We start from the raw sequence: 19,018 nt of genomic DNA, 5'->3' as shown, positions 1-19,018 counted from the left end.
AGGAAGACACATGGATTTTCAGGCGTTTTTAATCACCCTTCGCGAATGTCTCGAAGCCGTCTTGATCGTCGGCTTGATTCTCGGTTATCTCGATCGGCTCAATGCACCACAATATAAAAAATGGGTCTACGCCGGTGTTGGACTTGCCTTGCTCGCGAGTTTAGGTGTCGCCTTCTTGTTCCAAGTCGTCTTTACGAGTTTCGCAAGCTTCGGCAGCGACACGTATTTACGTCTCGGGATCATGATCATCTCTGTTTTCCTCTTAACCCACATGGTGCTTTGGATGGGCAAAGAGGCAAAGGAAAATCAGCAGGCCTCGCAAGCGAAAGTCGCTGCCGCGGTCTCGACCGGCAGTGCGATTACGATGATCGTTCATTCGTTCCTCGTCATCGTCCGGGAAGGGATCGAAACGGTCTTCTTCTTCGCCGCGATTTCGGGTGGTGAAATCGAGAAGGTTCTGACCAGCTACGGTGCTGTCTCCGGTCTTCTGCTTGCCTTGATCTTCGGCTACTTATTCGTTTCCGGAACGATGAAGATTCCCGTCAAACGCTTTTTCCAAGTGACCGGCGTCTTGATCTTGTTCATTGCTGCCGGCATGCTCGTCCAAACGATTGGTCGATTCCAGGATCTTGGGTTGCTCGGCAGTCTGTTGACGAATGCAGACGGTACACCGGCCGCCCTTTATAACATCGTGGCTTTCATGCCGGAACACTATATCGATCAGATTCAATATTTACGTGATACGGGCAATACGACATTGATCAGCGGTCAAATCGGAACGTTCATGGGGGCGATGTTCGGCTACAGCCATAATCCGTCCATCGAACAAGTTTTCGCTTGGTGGGGATACTTCGCTTTCGCCGGCTTCATGTTGATGCGTCAAAATCGCGTGCCAAAAACCGTCAAGAAACTGAAGGAGGTCTCGTGACGGTTCGAAGCGGTCATCCACAACAACGTGGACGATCGCTTTTTTTCATGGTTGTCGTTCTAATCTTCGTGTGCACCGCTGGACGCCTTTATCTGGTCAGCCCGTTTGTCGCAAGCTACGATATCGCCAACTTCACGTTAGCGGTCGGACAGTATGACTTGGCAAATTTACAGCCACATTTCCCCGGGTATCCGTTTTTCATCTTACTCGCGACCGGTCTCGCACGACTCGGGCTTGAACCTGTCCGTGCCCTTGGAATCGTCTCGATGCTTGGCTTCACGAGCGGACTGGTTCCGCTGTACCTGCTGTTCAAACGCAAACGATTCGATGCGGTTCGTCTGCTGGCTGCTTTTACGGTCGTGTCGACGGCTTCCCTTGTCGTCTTGTCCGCAACCGGGATGTCGGATGGTCTAGCCCTTGGTGTTCTTTGTTGGTTCGTCTGGAGTGTCGAACGCGCACGGCAAGATCAGTTTCGTCTTTTACCGTACCTCTTGTTTGGTCTGTTGATGGCGACCCGGTTATCCTATGCACCGTTTGGAATCGTCCTCTTATTTTTACTGTGGCAAGCACGGCGTGATGCGTGGCAAGTCGTGTCAGAGATGGCGGTTCTGCTCCTCGCTCAACTCGCCTGGCTGTTACCGGTCGCCTTCTCTGTCGGTGGACCGGCTTCCTTTGCCCAGTTGTCACTCAGCTTCGTGACGGGTCATTTCTCGGACTGGGGAGGCACGGCGCAAACGGATGACGCCACCCTGCTGGAACGACTGGGGTTGACAATCAAACAAATGATTTGGCATGGTCTTGGATTTGCTACTTGGATTGGTCTCGGATCGGGACTGTTCTTGTTTTGCCAACGTTTCCGTTCCCTCCCTCTCTGGTGGAGTGTTACCGGAACCGGTTATTTTCTCTGGGTCTGGTTTGCCCAAAACATCGATAAACCGCGGCATGTCTTACCACTCGTCTTACTGCTTGTGATTTTACTCGTCCGCCGTCTGTCGGTCCGTTGGCTCGTTCCGTTTTTATGTATTCAATTGCTGATTGGAAGTATCGCCTTGTATCAACAAGCGACTAGTAAACCGGCTACGATTCAGCTGGCGGAAGCCATTACCGGTTTACCGGCGTCCGCGACCATCTTTACGGATGAAGAAGAACGTCAGTTTTTGATGGCACGTCCTGACGCTACGATTGTCCCGATTGGATCCGTCAGCAAATGGCGGGCAGAGCCGAAATTAAAAGAGGTTTACCTGACCGGCCGACTGCTCGAACGGTTACGGGCGGCAGATGTACCAATCGAAGTGACGGAAGTTTTCCGCTTTACGAGTGATCCCCGGTTCGAACCGGAAGATGCGGAAGCGCGGTTGTACCGGATGATCTTACGATAAGGAGCGGATTTGGATGAATATCATCGGAACCGGCAACACGGCAACGATTCAACAAGAAACTGCGACGATTGTTCGAAAGCAGTTTCACGCACATGTTCCGCATGCAGCGGTCCAACAGGAATTTCAAAATCATCTGTCCATCCAGAACCACTTTCCGATGACACCTCGTGTCTATAATCAAGTTGATCATTCCATTCGTATGGAGTACTTGAAAGGGGAATCGCTCGGAGATTTGATGAAATGTCATCCCGTTCGGATTCTCCGCTACATGACGACCATGGTCGCCTTACAAAGGTATCTTCATACGTTATCCGTCGGCGGATTACCCCTTCTTCAAAAACGATATCCTGCTCACACTGCACTTGTAGCGGGACATACTTTATGTCATGGTGATTTTCACCCGTATAATCTGTTGCTTGTCAAAGAAGACGTCTATGTCATCGATTGGATGGATGCCTCCATCGGCAATCCACTGATGGACGTCGCCCGTACTTTTTTATTGTTCCGTTATGGGGGAAGAAGCTCTTTACGAAATCCGGCAGAACGCGTTTCCCGCTTCATCCTCAGTCATTTGTACCGTGTCTGTTACTTTAAGCGCATCAGAAAAGTCACCGGATTCGAGGCTTGTTTGAGGTTGTGTGCAGTTTCCCGCTTGAAAGAACAGATTACACCTGTCGAATCCGTTCTGTTACAACGTTTTTTAAAGTGATTAATCCGGTCGAATCATAAATCATCGCCACCTAATTAAGCTGAACAAAACGTCGTGGAGAAGCAGACAAGACGAAGACTCCTGCGGGAAAAGCGGAACAGGTGAGACCCCGTAAGTCGCGCAGGCGACGCGGAGGCTCACGTTTCGCCCGCGGAAAGCGAAGTCTTGTCTGCGTATCAACGAATCTTGAAACGAATTCGAAGTACTTCCCTTATCATTCAAGTTGCATACGGTCGTTCCATATAATCAAATTGTCCGCCACTGATTTCAATCGTCTTGACCGGGACGAATCCAAGACGCCGATACAGGCGTTGCGCACCAGCATTCGTCTGATCCGCATTTAACGTAAACGCCCGTAATCCACGCCGCTCCCCTTCGTCCGCCGCTGCCTGCAACAGCTCAGACCCAATTCCTTTTCCACCATATGCCGCATCCACCGACAACGTATCCAGATAAAAGACGTTTCCTTCCGTCTCTTGATCAATCTGCACCTCTTGTCCTGTCCATTCGAGCAGTTGACGTTTAATTGGTTCATCCAATTGTGCCGCATCCACTCCTGCGTATGCGATGACGATGCCGACGACATGCCCGTCCAGTTCCTTGACGAGAATGTTCTCGTGACTTAACCGGTTTCCCGTTTGCGTAACAAACAGCGCGAGCCGCTCCAAAACCAATTCCTTCTCCTGTGTTCCGGTCAGGGTCTCGGCAATTTCATGAATCGCCTGTTCAATCAACGGTGCGATTTGATCCGCGTCATTGGCAGTTGCTTGTCTAATCATTTATGTGTCCCCTTTCTTCTACTCTCTTTTATCGTAAAACAAAATCCCTCCTGATGTCAGGAGGGATTTGTTCATTTCAGTTCAGCTACCGGAATCGGTGCAACGACCGGTTCGCGTGTCATGACCGAGACGACACGTCCCGCAATCGCGACTGCGAGCAACGTATACAACGTTAGACTCAACGGCAGATAGACGAGTGAGATGACGAGGACGATGGCATCAAGACCAAATAAAATCGTCCCGATTGATAAGCCGGTCAGTTTGCTGAGGCCCATCGACAACAAATCGTCTCCTCCTGTTGCCCCGCCACTTTTCAGAACGAGACCGAGACCATAGCCGGTCACGATTCCACTGGCGACAGCAGCAATCAGTGTTGCCGGCCATGCCTGTTCCGGAAAATGAAACAGATCCAGTCGGTACCACATTTCGTAAAACAGCGACAATGCGCCTGCCGATACGAGTGCTTCACTGACAAAACGTTTTCCTTTAAAATATAACGCTCCGATAAAAAACGGAATGTCGAGTACGATCATCGAAATCGATGGATTAATATCAAAAAAGTAACGTCCGAGTAAAGACAGACCGATAAATCCGCCTTCTGCCAATCCAAATTGTTCATTCAAGGTGTAATAGCCAAACGCCATAATGAGCGTTCCGGCCAAGATGGTTATAATTCGTTTCATGTGTTGTTGTCCTCTCCCGTATCTTCCATGGGAGAGGGTGTAGTTGTCCCGTTTGGGTATTCATCTATTTTCGCTCTCCCTGATTTTTTTCAAGCCATTACCTTCCTGTTCAATGAAGATTGGCACTGCTAAAAATCAGGTAAGCTGAATAGATGATCGATCCTCTCGGTATCCATCGGTTTCCACCCTTTCGTTTTGTTGTCTTCTTCATTATAACCTGAACTTCAGAAACTAAAACAGTTTTACACGTTTTTAACAGAAACGATACAGATGAACGGATACCTCGATCCCGATACCCACTTTTGCTCACTTATTCACAACTTAGACATTATTATGCTCAATGGTGAACAAAGTACTTGAAAACAACATTGTGAAGTAATACACTAAGGATATCAAATGAATGTGATTTTTATCACAAACAAAAACGAAAAGGGGACTTTACTCATGAAAGTAGCAGTCATCGGTTGTACACACGCAGGAACAGCAGCAGTTAAAGAGTTGGCTTCACAACACGAACAACTGGATATCACCGTTTACGAACGAAACGATAACGTCTCATTCCTTTCTTGCGGCATCGCGCTTCATGTCGGTGGCGTCGTCGAGCATGCGGAGTCGCTGTTTTATTCTTCACCGGATGAACTGACTGAACTCGGTGCCGAGATGCGCTTAAAACATGATGTCCTGGAAATCGACAGCACGAACCAAACGATTCTTGCAAAAAATCTCGTAACGGGTGAAACCGTTCAAGATACGTACGATAAATTGATTATGACTACTGGTTCATGGCCGATCATCCCGATGCTTCCCGGGATTGAACTGAATCAAATTGAACTCTGCAAAAACTATCACCACGCGCAAACCATCATCAAAAAAGCAACGGATGCCCAGCGGATTACTGTTGTCGGTGCCGGTTATATCGGTGCTGAATTGGTTGAAGCATTCGAAGCATACGGCAAAGATGTCACGTTCATCGACAGTGCCGACCGGATTTTAAATAAATACTTGGATCGTTCATTCACGGATATCATTGAAAGTGAATTGACAGACCGCGGGATTCACCTCGAGTTGAACCAGACCGTTCAAAGCTTTACCGGCGTGGACGGTAATGTCACACAAGTCGTCACAGACAAAGGAACGTTTGAGACGGATCTCGTCATTCTCTGTGTCGGTTTCCGACCAAGTACGGAATTGTTAAAAGGACAAATCGACATGTTACCGAACGGAGCGATCATCGTCGACGACTATATGCGGACCAGTAATCCGAACATCTTTGCTGCCGGTGACAGCTGTGCCGTCTACTACAATCCGGCCCGGACACACGCGTATATTCCGCTCGCGACAAATGCTGTCCGAATGGGAACACTCGTCGGGAAAAACTTACTCGCTCCGACGATCCGCTACCAAGGCACACAAGGAACGTCCGGTCTCCGGTTATATGACTTGAACATTGCTTCGACCGGTCTGACAGAAGATGCTGCCCCATTCTTCGGTTTAGAAGTGACAAGTACGACGGTTCAAGATGCTTACCGTCCCGAGTTCATGCCGACAGCTGAAAACGTCCAGTTGAAACTTGTCTACGAAACTGCGACACACCGACTCGTCGGTGCGCAAATCATCTCAAAAGTTGACCTCACTCAGGCGATGAACACCTTGTCAGTGGCGATTCAAAATGAGATGACGCTTGAAGAACTGGCTTTCGTCGACTTCTTCTTCCAACCGCACTACAACAAACCGTGGAACTTACTGAATCAAGCCGCTTTACAAGGAATGAAAGAACTGACATCGGAACGTGTCTGATCGGTCACCCACCCTATCTTTAATCAAAATCGGAGTTCACATCTGTGGACTTCGATTTTTTTATTTGTCCTTTGTCCGCCTCCGGTTATTTGTTGCTACAGCCTTACTGAGCGTCCTTTTCCACTTGACAAAAACTTCACTTGATTAATCAATTGACGTTTAGACGTGAAGTGACAGGGAACATACTTCTTATGCAAATCAAACTACTACCTAGGAGGAATCAATTCATGTCCCAGTCTAACAATCCACTTACACAATATTTTAATGATGACTTCCCAAAACAATATCAGGATGCACCGGCTGTCCAGGCAAAAATGGAGCCAATCCCTGATTGTGGCGAAGAAAGTTATAAAGGTTCCGGTAAATTGATCGGGAAAAAAGCCTTGATCACAGGGGGCGATTCTGGAATCGGTCGTGCTGCTGCCATTGCTTATGCACGTGAAGGTGCAGATGTTTTCCTCAACTATCTACCGGAAGAACAACAAGACGCTGAAGAAGTTAAAGCACTTGTTGAAGCTGCCGGTCAAAAAGCGTACTTACTGGCGGGCGACCTCAGTGATGAAACGTTCTGTCAACAACTCGTCAAAGAAGCACACGAATCACTTGGCGGAATCGATATTTTGGCACTTGTCGCCGGCAAACAGCAAGCTGTCGAGGACATCATGGACCTGTCAACGGAACAACTTCGCAAAACATATGAAATCAATGTTTTTTCTCTGTTCTGGGTCGTTAAAGCTGCCCTCCCGTTGTTAAAAGAAGGGGCTTCGATTATCACGACGACTTCGGTTCAAGGCTACAACCCAAGTGCGAACCTGCTCGATTACGCGTCAACAAAATTTGCCATCAACGGTTTTACACGGGGACTTGCGAAACAAGTCGCGCCAAAAGGCATCCGCGTCAATTCTGTTGCACCGGGTCCAATCTGGACGCCGTTGCAAATCTCAGGTGGTCAACCAAGCGAAAACATTCCGGAATTCGGACAAGAAACACCGCTTAAACGGAGTGGTCAACCGGTCGAACTTTCGAGCGTCTATGTCTTCCTCGCTTCAGATGATGCCAGTTATGTCACGGCACAAATTTATGGTGTCACAGGCGGAATTGAACTCGCTTAATTGAATACTAGAGTAAAAAGCGGTTTTGATGGCGACATCAAAATCGCTTTTTTTGGTATCAGTTGCTTCTCCCCGCCCGATTTAGTCTAATGAAGATATACATACCACTAGGAGATGATTCATGTGACAGAAAAAGAAAAGATGATTCAAGGTCAGTTGTATTTAGCCGGGGATGCGGAGCTCGTGGCGGACCGGAAACGGGCGCAGATGCTTTGTCATCAATTTAACCAACTCAGCATCGAAGAGCTGCCTGCCCGAAAATCTCTCCTGCAACAACTTTTACGGACCGAACAAACGGATTTTTACATCGAACCGTCTTTTAAATGTGATTATGGCTACAACATTACGCTTGGTGCCCGGTTTTATGCCAATTACGATTGTGTGCTGCTCGATATTTGTCCGATTACGATCGGCGACAATTGTATGCTCGCTCCGGGCGTCCACATTTATACAGCGACGCATCCGTTAGATCCTGTCGAACGCAACAGCGGTTATGAATTCGGGAAACCGGTTGTCATCGGCGACAACGTCTGGATCGGCGGACGTGCCGTCATCACTCCGGGGGTGACGATCGGGGACAATGCCGTCATCGCGGCCGGAAGTGTCGTCGTCAAAGATGTCGCCCCAAACACTGTCGTCGGCGGGAATCCTGCCCGTTTCATCAAATCGATTTGATTTCTCATCAAATTTTAATCTAATCCTCAGTCTCCTCTCACTTGCGGGCGCTATTCTAAGAATAAGAAAAGCAGCTACCACTACTGAGGAGGAAATCATCATGACAAACGAAAAACGTACGGATAAGCCAAAAAAGAATTTTGTAAAACGCGGTCTCGCTTCAATCGCCATCACAGGAACCGTTTTGACGGGGGCGGGCGCCTTCTTACTTTTCACCGGTCCGGGACATTCTCTCGTCAATTCAACGGTCACGACTTCAGAACAAGTTGAACAAAAAGTTGAAGCAGCTTCCACAAAAGTTTCAAGCAACGTCAAGCAGTCGCTTCCGAGCGCATTCCGGGATGATGATCAAGACATAGAAGGAACGTTAAAAGAAGTATCCGACACATCGGTGACACTGACGCAAAATGGTTCGGATCAATCGTATTCGGTTGCCTCATCTGCTGAAATCGAACAAGCTGCGGCCGGCGATTGGATTAAACTTGAACTCAATCAGGACGGTCTTGTCCGGGAACTCGAACGGGAAGATGATCGGAACGATGACCGGGATGGTCGAGAGGACGATTCATCCGACGATGACCGCAATGAAGTCACCGGTGTCGTCAAAGAGCTGTCCAATGAACAAATCGTCTTGACTCAAAATGGTTCGGATCAAGCATACCGCTTCAGCGATCGGGCAGAGATCGACCAAGCGCAAGCCGGTGATACCGTCAAACTTGAACTGACAGCAGCCGGTCTCGTCCGGGAGCTCGACCGTGAAGATGCAAGTGATCGGGACGACCGGAACGATGACCGCCAAGAAGACGATGCAACGGAAGACCAAGACATCCGTGGTGCATTGGTTCGTGTGACGGACACACAAGTCGTCATTGAACAAAACGGTAAAAACGTGACGTTTGAACGGGCACAAAACATGGAACAGGATAATGATGTACAGGTTGGTTCACAAGTCGAACTTGAGTTGAACGGATCGAAGCAAGTGACAGAAATCGACGAACAGTCGTAAGGAGGAAGTCTATGGCACCGACCATCTTAATCGTCGAGGACGATTCGAAAATCGCCCGCCTACTTGAATTGGAATTAAACCACGCTGGATACGCGACGCAGGTCGCCTTCAACGGTAAAGATGGCTTAGTAGCTGCTGAGAACGACATCGATCTCGTCTTACTTGACGTGATGATGCCGGAGCTCAGCGGCTTCGAGGTGCTTCGACGGCTTCGCGGAAAAGGTAATCCGGTTCCCGTCATCTTATTGACGGCACGAGGCGAAGTGTATGACAAGGTTGCCGGTCTTGATCTCGGTGCCAATGATTATGTGACGAAACCGTTTGAAATCGAAGAATTGTTGGCCCGGATCCGGGCCTTACTCCGCTTGACGACACGTGCCGCCGTCGAAACCAATCAGCTTCATTATGCCGATGTCTTGCTGGATTTGGACCGGCATGAAGCGTTTCGCAACGACGTCCCGCTTGATCTGACGCCACGCGAATTCGATTTGTTGTCCTATCTGATGGAAAACAAGGAACACGTCTTGACCCGTGAGCAAATCCTCAATCGGGTTTGGGGGTATGACTACTTCGGCGAAACGAATATCGTCGATGTCTACATTCGGTATTTACGCAAAAAAATGGACCGCAGCCAGTCTCCCCTCATTCAGACGGTTCGCGGCATCGGCTATGTCTTAAGGGAGGAGAAAGGATGAAGTTACGAACCAAACTGGCGTTATCGGTGACGTTGTTCACGACACTCTTGTTGCTCTTATCTTTTTTAGTCGTCACCTATGTCGTACGCGATCATTTGATTGAATCCCGTTTCACCCAACTCGAGCAAGCCGAGGAGCTGATGGAAGATGATTCCTCGACCCGAGCCTTGTTGACGTTGCATGAAGATTCCGTCGTCCTGTCCCGTGACGACGGACGCTGGGTCATCGCGAACGATGAAGAGGATGATGATTCCGCCACCGTCAACGGCGATGTGCGGGCACGCGATCTCCCCGGCATTCCGACGACCAGGGACGAACCGTTTAAATCCGGCAATTGGTTTGGCATCGTTCATGAGGATCAAGCTTATCTGTTTGAAGACGACACCGTCGATGATACGATTTCGACCTTGATCTTCGCCTTCTCGATCGTCTTGATCATCGCAGTCATCATCGCTTTCCTCAGCAGTTTCTTCATCGCCTATCAAACGTTACGTCCGCTTCGTCAACTCAGTCAGACGATGGAACGGATTTCCGACTCCGGCACACTCGAGACCGTTCCGGAACAGCAAAATGATGAAATCGGACAGCTAGGAAAAGTCTTTAACCGGATGATCGGACGTGTCGACCAAACAATGGAACAGCAACGGCAGTTCGTCGCCGATGTCTCGCATGAGATGAAGACGCCGCTGACCGTCATCGAAGGGTATGCAAAACTGCTGAAGCGTTGGGGTAAGACGAACCCTGATGTCCTCGAAGAATCCATCAGTAATATCCTGAATGAAACGCATACGATGCGGAGTGGACTGATTGAACCGATGCTTGAATTATCCCGTCTCGGATATGGCGAGACGACGACAGAGACGATCGATTTGAAGCAACTCGGCACAGAAGTCGCGGACCGGATGCACCATGCTTACGACGTCCTTATTCCGGTGGACGCCACCGGTACCGTCACAGCCAATCATGAAGCACTTGTCCGGATTTTGACGATTTTCATCGATAATGCGATCAAATACGCCAAAGATCCGGAAATCCGACTTCGACCGGACCGGCTCGAAGTTCTCGATCACGGAACAAGCTTATCGGCGGAGCAGCGCGCCCGTCTGTTCGATCGGTTTTACCGGCTCGACGAGGCCCGCGATCGGTCCGGCAGCGGGCTGGGTCTTTCCATCGCTGCCGCGTTGGCGGAACATCATCATCTGTCCGTCGGCAGTGAAGCCCGTCCCGGTGGCGGAAGTTGCTTTTTCATCACGTTCGGCTGACACCTGAAACGAAACCTTCCATCGTCTTTTAGCGTACACTAGAGACAGTAGTCAGATGATGAAGGAAGGTTATGAACGATGGATAAAAAACGTTGGGGAGGCTTAGCCGTCGCCGGAGCATTTTTACTCTCAAAAGGTAAAGTCCTGCTTGCTCTCTTAAAGTTCTCTAAATTCGGCGGGACGTTAATCTCATTCGGCATTTCGTTATTGTTTTACGCACAAATTTTCGGTGTCTGGTTTGGCGTCGGTTTGCTTTACCTCTTATTCATTCATGAGATGGGTCATTTAGCGGCTGCCAAACGACTTGGCTTTAAAACGGGACCGGCGATTTTTGTGCCGTTCATGGGGGCTGTCATCGGGATTAAGGATACATTCCGGACGCCGAAACAAGAAGCGATTTTAGCTTACGGGGGTCCGCTCGCCGGACTGTTCTCCCTCATCCCGCTTTTGATCGGATACGCCGTGACCGGAAATGATTTTTGGCTCGTCATTTTCCACTTGGGTGCTTTGTTGAACCTGTTCAACTTGCTGCCGGTCAGTCCGCTGGACGGCGGACGGATTTTAGCCGGTCTGCCGATTGTCGTCTGGGTCGCCGGCCTTGCTGCCTTGATTGCATACGGCATCACGCATTTCAGCATCATTTTGTTATTGATCGCGTTCCTCGGCGGCAGTGCCGTTTGGAAACGATACCGGTTCGCGAAACAATATGAGGACAATAAATCCGTCCTGATGTTTTACCGGGCAGCCCGAAGCCGTGTGCTTCAGGCGAAACTCGAGCAGGAGCAGCTGGCGGCGACAGAAACCGTTCCATCGACAAGCGACGAAGCCGTCGATGCCGATGACACACCGGTTGCGACGTATGATCCGATTGCTTGGTCACTCCGTCAAGATCTCCAAGATTTACGCAGTGCCAGCCCGGAAGATGCCAAAAAAGATGCGGACGACATGTTGCGTTATCAATATGACTCCGCCAATGACTATGATGCGTTATTACGCCGGTTGGACCAGCGGATCGAACCGTTGATCGAAGCAGAAAAGTCGGTCGAGTACCATCAGATGCCGAAAAAACAGCAGACGATTACGCTGTTTGCCTACTTGGCACTTGGTGCGATTCTCTTTATCGCCTTTGAATATTCCAAAGGATATCTTCCGACCCCGTCTTAACCCATAAACAGAAAAAAGGCATTCCGCTGTTCACCTGCGGGATGCCTTTTGTGATGAGAATATCTCGTTTTGCACATTGCCTGGATGGATTGCTTGCATCCGTCCGGAGAAGCGACTAATCTGAATGAAAATCAATCCACCTGTTTTTAAAAAAAGGAGGCTCTCCTGATGATGAATAAAAATACGGCTCGATTGGGAGAAGCACCCATCAATAAACTCCTGATCGGTCTGTCGCTTCCGGCAATGATCGGTATGCTCGTGACTGCGCTTTACAATATCGTCGACACGATTTTTGTTGCGCAAGGCATCGGGACGGCGGCTGTTGCTGCCGTCGGAATTGCGTTTCCCGTCCAGCTCGTCTTGATGGCACTCTCCAACTCCGTTGGGATCGGCGGGGCAGCGATTGCTTCCCAACGGCTCGGTCAGAAAAACCTTGACGGGGCCAGCCGGGCGTATGCAAATGTTTTAATGGTCGTCTTCGTCGTCAGTATGCTTGCCATCGTGGCAGCGTTCATCTTTGTTGAACCGTTGTTGCGGGTGTTCGGGGCGACACCGGAAATCATGCCGTACAGTATTGATTTCTTACGTGTCCTGCTGCTCGGTTCCCCGTTCTTCATGCTGACGATGGCCTCGAGCGCCATGTTGCGGGCGGAAGGCCGTGCAAGCTACCAGATGCGTGTCATGCTGACGACGGTCGCAATCAACATTGTCTTAACCCCGTTGTTCATTTTCGGACTCGACTGGGGAATTCAAGGAGCGGCACTCGGAACGGTCGTCGCTCAAATCGTCGGTTCAATCCTGATTTTCCGGTTCTTTTTCACGAAAGCCAAAAAAACGAGTTTAGTACTTAATCGGGAAGCGTTCCGTTTTGATCCGAAACTCGTTGTCCGGATGGGACAAATCGGATCTTCCTCCTTCATTATGCAAGTCTCGCAATCCGTTTTGTTCATTACCGTCAACCACATGCTCGTTCGGTACGGCGGGACGACGGAACTGGCGACATTTGCTGTCATCAACAAATTCATGGCGCTCGTCGGGATGCCAATCATGGGAATCGTCCAAGGGATGCAACCGATTGTCGGCTATAATTTCGGTTCAAAACAGTTTGACCGGATGTCGCAAGCCATCAAACTGGCGATTCGTTATGGTTTGACGTTATCCATCACGCTCTGGCTGTTGATTCAACTGTTCCCTCGTTTCTGGGTCGGGATGTTTACCGAAGACGCCACCTTACTGGATGATGGTTCCACGGCGATGCGGATTCTGTTTGCGATCTCATTTGTCTACGGCATTCAGATGATCATCAACGGGATGTATCAATCACTGGCAAAGGCACGGATCGCCTTGTTCCTGTCTTTGTCCCGACAAACGTTGTATACGATTCCGCTCGTCCTGATTTTGCCGGTCTTCTTCGGAGTCCAGGGGGTCTGGTTCGCCTTTCCGATCGCCGATTTGATGGCCGTCTTGACAGCCATCGTCTTTGCCTACCGGGACCGGATCATGCTCTTTAAACCAAATGAGTACGCCGAACCGGAAACAAAAGCTGCACAGGCCAAATAATCGATAGTCCGTCCTGCCGCTCGGCAGACGGGCTTTTTTCATGAAAAGAAAAGACGAACATGCATTCTAAATCAAAATACGGTATGCTGTTAAAAAAAGGAGTGCTGATATGTCACCTTACACACTGGCGATTGATTTTGAAACGGCCAACCGGAACAGTCGCAGCATTTGTGCCTTCGGATGGTCGATTTTATCCGAGGGGAAAGTCATCACAAGCCAACAAGTTTTGATCAATCCGGAGGAAGACTTTGATGCCGGCAACATTCGTGTTCACGGCATTCGTCCGAGCGACGTCTGGGATGCGCCGGCGTTACCCGAAGCGATGGCAACACACGGCTTATTCGAGCTGATTGAAAACGCGGAACTCATTGTTGCCCACAATGCTTCTTTCGATATGGGCGCACTTCAAAAAGCGATTCAAAAATATGATTTGTATCAAATGCCGTCTTTTCAGTATGGCTGTACGGTCAAGTTGTCACGGAAACTCTACCCCTGGTTGCCGAACCATAAGTTAAATACGATGGCAGAATTTTTGGGGGTTTCCTTTAAACACCACGATGCGAAAGAAGATGCCTATATCTGTGCCTTGTTGCTGCAGGATATGTTGGACCGGACGAACATCGAACATCCGGTCGAACTGCACCGTTTTTGTGGTGTCCGGATGGGTGAAGTTGCTTATTAATTCTCTTCATCTGAAAAAGGAGCGGCTCAGAATGTGAGCCGCTCCTTTTCTATCTGTCTGTTGCTTATTTCGTTGTTTGTTTGATTGGGAACCAGCCCGGACGGCTTGTGATTCCTTGCCATAAAGCATCCGGTACAACAAGTTCTGCTTGTGCCGACGGATCAAGTTCAGTCCGAATCGAAACCGTGTCGCCTGCTTCAACTTTTTCGACCCATTTCGGTTCCATGATCAGTTCACGACCAAGTGCGACGAGTGGAACCACTTCAAGCGAACGCTCGACTTCTTCTGGTGTGTGGAGTGATCCGACACCGATGACCGGAACGTGTTGTCCAACACGTTCTTGCACCAAACTGATCGGCGAACGTGTTTCGTTTTGATCACGAATCGATCCTGCAAAGAAGTCCATGACGGAGACGTGCAGGTAGTCGAGGTCTTTTTTCGCAAGAGCGTCGACGAGTTGCATCGTATCATCGAGTGTGATTCCCGGGTTTTCGACTTCTTCCGGTGAGAAGCGGTAACCGACGATAAACGACGGATCTTGTTTTGCGACTGCTTCGACCGCATCAACGACCGCAAGCGGGAACGCAAGACGTTTTTCTAGACTGCCGCCCCATTTATCATCGCGACGGTTTGAATGCGGCGAGACGAACTGTTGAATTAAGTACGTGTTCGCACCGTGAATCTCTACTCCATCAAATCCGGCTTCCATCGCCCGGCGTGTTGCTTGACCAAATGCCTCGATGATTGCGTCGACTTCTTCTGCCTCGAGGGCACGTGGTGTCATTGCACCTTCACGTTCCGGAGCCACTGCGCTCGCACTGACAGTTTGTCCGCCGACGAGTTCCGGCGGCGCCATACGACCCGCGTGGAAAATCTGCAGAATTGCTTTTGCGCCTTGATCTTGAATCGTTGTTGCAAGACGTTTTAAGCTTGGTACCAATTCGTCGCGCTCTGCTCCGAACTCATTCGGGAATCCTTGCCCGTCAGCTGTGACGTTGGCACAGGCTGTAATGACTGCACCAACCCCACCCGATCGTTCTGCATAATAAGCAAGTTCTGCTTCCGACACTTCACCGTTTTCTTCTGCCGCGTAGTTTGTCATCGGCGCCATCATAATCCGGTTTTTTAATGTTACTCCGTTTGGAAGTGTAAACGTATCAAACATCTTTTCATTAGCCATTGAAGCATATCCTCCTCTGAAATCTTAACTTGAATATCGTCAGTATACGCCCGTGTTCCGTCAAATGACCAATGATGTGCCTAGCCGATGTTCGGTCCGCTTAATGGACTTTGATTTTTCGTTTTGTCCGTCCGCCCGGCCACCACCAGTTCCAGTGTCCAAACAGCTTCATCAGTGCCGGGACTAAAAACATCCGAATGATAGTCGCATCAATGAAAATCGCCAAGGCAATCCCGACGCCCAGCTGCTTGATCGGGCTCACCCCGGTGAAGGCGAAGGCACCCGTGACGACGATCATGATCAAAGCGGCCGATGTAATGATTTTACTGGTCTTCGCGAGACCCATCTCTGTCGCAATATCATTGTCGCCTGTTTCCTCATAGTATTCTTCCATCCGTGAAACAAGGAATACTTCGTAGTCCATCGACAGCCCAAACACAAGTGAAAAGATGAAGACCGGCGTCAAAATGCCGATTGTCTCTGCCGGGAAGACCCAGCCCGATTCAAACAAGATGACGAGCAAACCAAACGTTGCGCCAAGGCTGAGCAGGTTCATCAAGATGGCTTTGATCGGAATCAGAATGGATCGGAAGGCAAACAATAAAATGATGAATGTCGCAAGCAGGACGAGTCCCAAAGCAAGCGGCATCTTCGAATAAATTTCATCGTAGATTTCCTGGTTAAACGCAGCCGGTCCTCCGACTTGGTACCCTTGCTCCCGAATTTCACGGACCCATTCTTGTGACGCCTTGTCACCCGGATCTCCCGTCAAATTCACATTCACCCGGGCAATCCCGTTCTCAAACGCAATCAAGGAGGCCAGTTGTTGTTTCCCCTGCTCCGTTGCTGCGACCTGCGTGACCTCGAGTCCGTTCGCTTCAGCGAGCGAGCTTGCGGAAACCACTCCCCGGACGCCTTCGTCCGCTTCGAGGCGTGTCGTCAGTGCCTCGAGTTGCTCCAGCCCCTGTTCCGTCTGAAAATCAGCTTTCAGTAAAACGACGGCATCCGTGCCATCATCCCCGAAGGTTTTTTCCCATGCTTCAAATGCCAGACGTGATTCATAGTCTTCCGGTAAGGCGCTCGCTTGCGGAATGTTCAGTTCCAGATCGCGCAGCGGAATTAAGCACGGCAACAGCAATAGTAAAGAAAATAACGTGATCGCAACGGGACGCTTCATGACGAAACGCGCCAGCTTGCGCCATCGGACTTCGCCTTGCTCTGAGTCGGCTTTAAAAATCCGGCCTTTTTCCAGCCCGGAACCCAGCAGTGCAAGCAAAGCCGGCAGTAACGTGACGGCGCTGATGACTGCTCCGAGCACTGATACCAACGTGCCGATGGCGACTGCTTGAAAGACGTCGACGTCAATTACGAGCAGTCCGGCTAAACCGACGAACACACAAATCCCGGAGAATAAAATCGATCGTCCGGCTGTTGCGACTGACACTTCAGCCGCTGCTGTAATCGACCGTCCGGCTGTTCGTTCTTCCCGAAAACGATTGACGTACAGCAAGGAAAAATCGATGCCGAGTGCCAGTGAAATCATCGCCACGGCATTCAAGACAAAAATCGATAACTCTTGTTGACCCGCAATGAAATACAAGGTCCCTGCCCCGAAAATGAAGGTCACGAGTCCCATGATGAGCGGCAGGACGGCAGCAAGAGGTGTGCCAAAGACGAGGAGTAACACGAGCATGGCGGCCGGCACACCAATCAACTCGGCCCGTACCAAATCGTTTTTCGATGCTGTATTCAAGTCGTCGACAATCAACGGCTCACCCGTCAATCGAATCGTACTGCCTTCCTGCGGATCGAGTTTGTCTTGAACCGCCTTCACCCAAGACGGTTCGATGTCGGGTATCCCGACCGACACGTATCCCTTACCGTCCTTCAAAGCTTCCGGATTTTCCTCGCTTCCGACGACTTGTCCGACTCCTTCAATCGTCCGAAACGCGGTGACATGACGGATCATCTCTTGTTCGATGACCTCGTCGTTCCCTTCAAACAAGACGATGATTTGATGCGGATCCTGCGTAAATTCTTGTTCCAAGATCCGTTCGACCTGCTGAAACTCGCCGTCCCGGGTGAAGCCGTTCCCTTTTAATTGATCCGGAAGCTGCACCGCAAAATAACCAAGGACAATCAAAAGAATCAACCACAGCAAACTGATGGTTTTTCGAAACCGGACTACGTACTGACCAAATCGTTCCATCTGTCATCCCCCTCTTTTCGTATACAAGAAACACATCCTTCGCCTGATAGGACAAAGGATGTGCTTACGTCTTTTGAAAAATCTGCAGCCACGTCGTGCCGAAATTGGAAGAGGTTGAAACGATGGCAAGACGTTGTGCCGCTCCGTCCAACAATACCGTCTTAAGTAAAACGGAGGACTGACAACCATCAAACTTAAACTTCAATTTATCTTCTTCATATAAATAAAAGCGTGTCGCATCGGTAATCGAAAATAGATTCTGATGGCGATCTACAAGCAGATATTCTTCATACTCCGAGAAAGGAATGACGTGTTCCTCCTCGGTCATAGCGTCCCAAATCACATAACGCGTTTGGGTCATATCATACGAAATGATTGTTGCCGGAGCAATCAAACGTTCAAATGCAAACTCCGGATCGTACCCGCGTTCAATGAGACGTCCAAATAAAGGGGCTTCGGCATAGTCTGAAAATGTTCCTTGCTCGGTTTCAAAACAATAACGGACAACATCCGTTTCGGCTGAATACATAAAAATTTCTTCACCCTGCCAATAATACAGATTACTGAACCAAGCATCCGAAAAGAGTGCCGGCCGTTTCATATATTGAAGACGTCCGTCTTCTAAATCCAACAAACCAAAGGTCGATGTTTCGTTAAAAACGATGAATACCCGATGTCCTTCTGGTTCAAAATACCAGGTGAACGGAACATATGCACACGCTGTTTCCCATCGTATTCTTAAGTCTGCGTCACACTTTGTAAATCCGTACTGATCCCGATATAAAATCAGATCATCACCGAACCGGTCAAAAAGAGATACAGACTCATGGAGCAACAGCTCAGCAGCTGGTTTATACATACGCATCACTTCCTACTTCCTACGGTATCAACCTTCTCTGTTTCTAGCTACTGTCGATGCGCTCTGCGAGCACCTCCTGTATACTGAAGTTATACGAAAAGGAGGAATATTTACGATGAAACCCCTACAACTGTCAGCAGAAACAGCTGTTGAACTTTCGAAACGTCTCAATGTGCCGCTCGAACAATTGATGCACATGCCGCGACACATTTTGATTCAAAAACTGGTTGAGCTTGAAAGTGAACAGTCGGATGCTGCATCAAAAGATGACACGCCGCCGTCAACAGATTAATTCTTTTCAAAATGCCCTTCTTTTATGCGCTATTCGCTAAAAGAAGG

At 49.4% G+C, this 19,018-nt stretch carries 18 protein-coding genes; 13 read left to right on the top strand and 5 right to left on the bottom strand.

All coding sequences use genetic code 11. The features are described 5' to 3' along the window. Positions 1–10 precede the first annotated feature (10 nt). The 3 genes from D3D03_RS10175 to D3D03_RS10165 are packed head-to-tail and all read left to right on the top strand — an operon-like array spanning position 11 to position 3,016. Positions 11–928 carry an FTR1 family iron permease gene (locus D3D03_RS10175; protein WP_119923495.1) on the top strand — a complete coding sequence of 306 codons (918 nt, stop codon included), beginning with the start codon at positions 11–13 and terminating at the stop codon, positions 926–928. Next, entirely contained in the window at positions 925–2,307 is a 1,383-nt protein-coding gene (locus D3D03_RS10170) for a hypothetical protein (RefSeq protein WP_119923494.1), read from the top strand. Before D3D03_RS10175 ends, D3D03_RS10170 begins: the two co-directional genes overlap by 4 nt. Positions 2,308–2,320: 13 nt before the next feature. Further along, the gene (locus D3D03_RS10165; protein ID WP_119923493.1) at positions 2,321–3,016 is read left to right on the top strand and encodes a phosphotransferase family protein; all 696 of its coding nucleotides are present in this window, start codon (positions 2,321–2,323) and stop codon (positions 3,014–3,016) included. Positions 3,017–3,234: 218 nt separating this feature from the next. On the opposite strand, the gene D3D03_RS10160 is transcribed toward D3D03_RS10165, so the two are convergent. Continuing rightward, positions 3,235–3,795: a GNAT family N-acetyltransferase gene (locus D3D03_RS10160; RefSeq protein WP_119923492.1), complete on the bottom strand. Its 561-nt coding sequence runs from the start codon at positions 3,793–3,795 to the stop codon at positions 3,235–3,237. A 71-nt stretch (positions 3,796–3,866) separates the two neighbouring features. Next, on the bottom strand, positions 3,867–4,478 hold the full coding sequence (locus D3D03_RS10155; RefSeq protein WP_035387560.1) for a YitT family protein: 612 nt from the start codon (positions 4,476–4,478) through the stop codon (positions 3,867–3,869). Between the two features lie 444 nt (positions 4,479–4,922). On the opposite strand from D3D03_RS10155, the gene D3D03_RS10150 reads away from it, so the two are divergent. The 9 genes from D3D03_RS10150 (at position 4,923) to D3D03_RS10110 (ending at position 14,431) form a co-directional block, all read left to right on the top strand. After that, a complete protein-coding gene (locus D3D03_RS10150) occupies positions 4,923–6,275 on the top strand; it encodes an FAD-dependent oxidoreductase (protein WP_119923491.1) in 1,353 nt (450 codons plus the stop codon). 227 nt (positions 6,276–6,502) lie between these two features. Beyond that, positions 6,503–7,387, top strand: coding sequence for an SDR family oxidoreductase (locus D3D03_RS10145; protein WP_026831776.1), 885 nt, complete (start codon positions 6,503–6,505; stop codon positions 7,385–7,387). Between the two features lie 123 nt (positions 7,388–7,510). After that, positions 7,511–8,062 carry a maltose acetyltransferase domain-containing protein gene (locus D3D03_RS10140; protein ID WP_026831775.1) on the top strand — a complete coding sequence of 184 codons (552 nt, stop codon included), beginning with the start codon at positions 7,511–7,513 and terminating at the stop codon, positions 8,060–8,062. 100 nt (positions 8,063–8,162) lie between these two features. Continuing rightward, positions 8,163–9,068: a hypothetical protein gene (locus D3D03_RS10135; protein WP_119923490.1), complete on the top strand. Its 906-nt coding sequence runs from the start codon at positions 8,163–8,165 to the stop codon at positions 9,066–9,068. Positions 9,069–9,079: 11 nt separating this feature from the next. Further along, the gene (locus D3D03_RS10130) at positions 9,080–9,763 is read left to right on the top strand and encodes a response regulator transcription factor (RefSeq protein ID WP_026831773.1); all 684 of its coding nucleotides are present in this window, start codon (positions 9,080–9,082) and stop codon (positions 9,761–9,763) included. After that, positions 9,760–11,025 carry a sensor histidine kinase gene (locus tag D3D03_RS10125; protein WP_119923489.1) on the top strand — a complete coding sequence of 422 codons (1,266 nt, stop codon included), beginning with the start codon at positions 9,760–9,762 and terminating at the stop codon, positions 11,023–11,025. The genes D3D03_RS10130 and D3D03_RS10125 overlap by 4 nt, the downstream gene beginning before the upstream one ends. Positions 11,026–11,103: 78 nt before the next feature. After that, positions 11,104–12,189, top strand: coding sequence for a site-2 protease family protein (locus D3D03_RS10120; RefSeq protein ID WP_119923488.1), 1,086 nt, complete (start codon positions 11,104–11,106; stop codon positions 12,187–12,189). Between the two features lie 168 nt (positions 12,190–12,357). Continuing rightward, a complete protein-coding gene (locus tag D3D03_RS10115; RefSeq protein ID WP_119923487.1) occupies positions 12,358–13,749 on the top strand; it encodes an MATE family efflux transporter in 1,392 nt (463 codons plus the stop codon). Between the two features lie 109 nt (positions 13,750–13,858). Then, entirely contained in the window at positions 13,859–14,431 is a 573-nt protein-coding gene (locus D3D03_RS10110) for a 3'-5' exonuclease (protein ID WP_119923486.1), read from the top strand. 64 nt (positions 14,432–14,495) lie between these two features. On the opposite strand, the gene D3D03_RS10105 is transcribed toward D3D03_RS10110, so the two are convergent. The 3 genes from D3D03_RS10105 to D3D03_RS10095 form a co-directional block, all read right to left on the bottom strand. After that, complete coding sequence (locus tag D3D03_RS10105) at positions 14,496–15,611, bottom strand: NADH-dependent flavin oxidoreductase (RefSeq protein ID WP_119923485.1); 1,116 nt, start codon at positions 15,609–15,611, stop codon at positions 14,496–14,498. A 100-nt stretch (positions 15,612–15,711) separates the two neighbouring features. Next, entirely contained in the window at positions 15,712–17,820 is a 2,109-nt protein-coding gene (locus D3D03_RS10100; RefSeq protein WP_119923484.1) for an MMPL family transporter, read from the bottom strand. Positions 17,821–17,884: 64 nt separating this feature from the next. Beyond that, a complete protein-coding gene (locus D3D03_RS10095) occupies positions 17,885–18,679 on the bottom strand; it encodes a hypothetical protein (protein WP_119923483.1) in 795 nt (264 codons plus the stop codon). 115 nt (positions 18,680–18,794) lie between these two features. Here D3D03_RS10095 and D3D03_RS10090 point away from each other — a divergent pair, with 115 nt between their 5' ends. Then, positions 18,795–18,971, top strand: a complete 177-nt coding sequence (locus D3D03_RS10090) for a YycC family protein (protein ID WP_119923482.1) — start codon at positions 18,795–18,797, stop codon at positions 18,969–18,971. Positions 18,972–19,018: the final 47 nt, after the last annotated feature.

The sequence above is a fragment of the Exiguobacterium sp. RIT452 genome (assembly GCF_003598705.1).
GTDB lineage: Bacteria > Bacillota > Bacilli > Exiguobacteriales > Exiguobacteriaceae > Exiguobacterium_A > Exiguobacterium_A undae.
This window is presented reverse-complemented; position numbering and strand designations above follow the sequence as displayed.